General features: G+C 64.3%; 3 protein-coding genes and 1 pseudogene. 1 reads left to right on the forward strand and 3 read right to left on the reverse strand.

Annotation, left to right across the window (positions count from 1 at the left end; genetic code table 11):
* Nucleotides 1–278 (reverse strand): annotated as a pseudogene (locus AC1D00_RS39045) (diguanylate cyclase); the annotation flags it as partial.
* Nucleotides 279–590: 312 nt separating this feature from the next.
* Between AC1D00_RS39045 and AC1D00_RS39050 the strand changes: the two are divergent.
* Nucleotides 591–755, forward strand: coding sequence for a Flp family type IVb pilin (locus tag AC1D00_RS39050; protein WP_304568386.1), 165 nt, complete (start codon nucleotides 591–593; stop codon nucleotides 753–755).
* Between the two features lie 8 nt (nucleotides 756–763).
* Here AC1D00_RS39050 and moaC read toward each other — a convergent pair whose 3' ends face one another.
* Together moaC and trpC are read right to left on the reverse strand one after the other, a co-directional pair.
* Complete coding sequence (gene moaC / locus AC1D00_RS39055; protein ID WP_135175221.1) at nucleotides 764–1,297, reverse strand: cyclic pyranopterin monophosphate synthase MoaC; 534 nt, start codon at nucleotides 1,295–1,297, stop codon at nucleotides 764–766.
* Nucleotide 1,298: 1 nt separating this feature from the next.
* Nucleotides 1,299–1,911 (reverse strand): indole-3-glycerol phosphate synthase TrpC (gene trpC, locus AC1D00_RS39060; protein ID WP_477014349.1); only part of this gene is annotated, 613 nt, incomplete at its 5' end.

Consider the following 1,911-nt stretch of genomic DNA (forward strand, 5'->3'; position numbering starts at 1 on the left):
CTGGCAATGCCGATCGCGCGGACGTGGTCGACGAAATCCTTCTGGATGACCGCGAAATCCTGCAATTGCTGATCGAAATGATGGGCGAGCATCAGCACGGTGTTTTCGAGCTCGCGGCCGGAGTTGCGCAGCGCGCGCTCGCGGAAGTTCTGTGCCATCAGGACCGCGCCGACGGCGATCGCGGCGATCAGCAGCGTGCCGCCCACGACCAGCCAGCGGATCGGTCCGCTGCGCACGAAGGCCTGGTCAAAGAGGCGACTGCCGTATTTCGTCATCATGTGGATCGTTGCCGCACACACGCCAGGATCAATTCCTGATCCTCAAAACATCCGTCGGTTTACGGGAACGGTGTGGAGGCGAAGTTAGGAAGCGCGGTTAATGCGACATGAACGTCCACACGCAAAAGCAATCGATACGCGGGAGGCTGGATGTGCAGAAATTGCCGCAAGGTTCCTGCGATGCCGATCAATTCCTGCCGATCATGCGCCGATCAACCAAGGCTTAACCATCTAACATGCTGACGCTCCTCACGGCGGCATTGGCACGTAATTTGCGGACACGCATGCCAACGAGACAGTGAGGACATGACGATGAAAAACACGTTGAAGAACTTCCTCGCCGACGAGCGCGGCGCGACCGCGATCGAATACGGCCTGATTGCAGCCGGCATCGCGCTTGCGATCATCACCGTCGTGAACGGCATGGGCAGCAAGCTCAACACCAAATTCGGCTCGATCAGCACGTCGCTGAAATAACGCCGCGCTCAGGCGCGGTAATGGCCGGACTTGCCGCCGAGCTTCTCGACGAGGTGGATGCCCTCGATGCGCACGCCGCGCTCGACCGCCTTGATCATGTCGTAGATGGTGAGGCAGGCGACGGACACGGCCGTGAGCGCCTCCATCTCGACGCCGGTCGGGCCCGTCACCTTCACGCTGGCACGGACGAGGCAGCCCGGCAGCTTTGCGTCGGGCTCGATATCGACCGTGACCTTCGACAGCGCGAGCGGATGGCAGAGCGGGATCAGCTCCGAGGTGCGCTTGGCGGCCATGATGCCGGCGATGCGCGCGGTGCCGAGCACGTCGCCCTTCTTGGCGTTGCCCGAGACGATGAGATCAAGCGTCGCCGTGGTCATGAGGACGCGGCCTTCCGCGACCGCAAGCCGTTCGGTCGCGGGCTTGTCCGAGACGTCCACCATCCGCGCCTCGCCGGAGGCGCCGATATGGGTGAGGGCAGGGCCGGCCTTGGTCTTGGCAGCTTTGGTCTTGGTGGGCCTTGTCTTGGCCGGCTTGCGCGCCATGTCAGCGCGTACCGGTCGCGCGGTCCGTCGTCTCGCGCGCGAGCAGCGTACGCGTGGCGGCGGTCACATCGGTCTGCCGCATCAGGCTCTCGCCGACCAGGAAGGTCGACATGCCGACGCGCTCGAGCCGGGCGAGGTCGGCAGGCGTGAAGATGCCGCTCTCGCCGACCATCAGCCGGTCTCCGGGAATCAGCGGCGCCAATGCTTCGCTGGTCGCGAGCGTGGTCTCGAAGGTGCGCAGGTTCCTATTGTTGACGCCGATCATCGGCGATCGCAGCTTGAGCGCGCGGTCGAGTTCGGTGCGGTCGTGGATCTCGATCAGCACATCCATGCCATGGGCGATAGCCGTGTCTTCCAGGTCCCTGGCGGTGGCGTCGTCGAGCGCGGCCATGATGATCAGGATGCAGTCGGCGCCATGCGCGCGGGCTTCGACCACCTGATAGACGTCGAACATGARGTCCTTGCGCAGCACCGGCAGCGCCGTCGCCGCACGCGCGGAAACCATGAAGTCGAGATGGCCCTGGAACGACGGCGTGTCCGTCAGCACCGAGAGGCAGGCGGCGCCGCCGGCCTCATAGGCCTTGGCAAGCTCTGGCGGATCGAAATCGGCGCGG

It is taken from the genome of Bradyrhizobium sp. P2_E8 (assembly GCF_056403875.1).

What these genes read in the sequence shown, in the direction of transcription:
- AC1D00_RS39050 (WP_304568386.1), top strand. Translation starts at nt 591, where the DNA reads ATGAAAAACACGTTGAAGAACTTCCTCGCCGACGAGCGCGGCGCGACC.
- moaC (WP_135175221.1), bottom strand. Translation starts at nt 1,297, where the DNA reads ATGGCGCGCAAGCCGGCCAAGACAAGGCCCACCAAGACCAAAGCTGCC.